Source organism: Microbacterium testaceum (assembly GCF_001476655.1).
GTDB classification, from domain to species: domain Bacteria; phylum Actinomycetota; class Actinomycetes; order Actinomycetales; family Microbacteriaceae; genus Microbacterium; species Microbacterium testaceum_C.
The window spans coordinates 1-763 of sequence record NZ_LDRT01000140.1; the positions used below are offsets into that span (position 1 = coordinate 1).

1 protein-coding gene and 1 pseudogene are annotated in these 763 nt (G+C 72.0%); both read left to right on the forward strand.

The genetic code is table 11. The features are described from left to right. Positions 1-253, forward strand: a pseudogene (locus NS220_RS16290) (phosphodiesterase); the annotation flags it as partial. Beyond that, on the forward strand, positions 250-543 hold the full coding sequence (locus tag NS220_RS16295; protein WP_153004337.1) for a hypothetical protein: 294 nt from the start codon (positions 250-252) through the stop codon (positions 541-543). The pseudogene NS220_RS16290 and the gene NS220_RS16295, both read left to right, overlap by 4 nt. Positions 544-763 lie beyond the last annotated feature (220 nt).

Genomic DNA, 763 nt, shown 5'->3' on the forward strand with positions numbered 1-763 from the left:
CGAGTGGCTCGACGACGACCTCGACCGCGCGCGCACCCCGCGGCGCCTGCGGGAGCTCATCGCGCTCGCGCGCGAGCAGTACGCCCAGCTGCCCGCCGAGCGGCGGCCGTCGGATGCCGAAGCCGAGACGCTCGCGCGATCCCGCGGAATCGTCGACTACGTGGCATCCCTCACCGATTCGCAGGCCTTCGCCCTCTCGGAGGCGATCTCGGGTCGCGCGGACCGGCTGTGGGCTCTGGGGCAGCGGCTGTGACGGGGGAACAGTCGGTGTCGCTCATCCAGCAGCGGATGCGGCTCGACCGCGCCCGCACCGCCGCGATCTGGACCCTGGCCGGCGCGGCGCTCCTCGCCTCGGGCAGCATCGGAACGCTCGCCGCCGAGTGGGCCGACGCACCGTGGTGGCGGTGGGGTGCGGCGATCACGTTCGTGGCCCTGACGGTGTACGGCGTGGTTCGAGTGATCGGCGCGGTCCGACAGCTGCGACGATTCCACATCGAGCACGGACCGGATGCCGGACGTCAGAGCCCCGTCGGTCGGCACTGAGCTTCGGCAGGTGCGGTTCCCGGCATCCGTGTCCCGAGGAGTGCGGCCTTTCGTGCTCTCCGGGCGGGGACACCCGGTGCGGAGAACGGGATACGCCCCTCGCGTCGCTCAGCCGCCCGTGCTCTCCATCTCGGCCCACTGCCGGGGTGTCTTCTCCTGCAGCCAGGAGGCGAATTCGGGGAACCCCTGGTACACGCGCATCGTCTCGAACAGCGTCCGG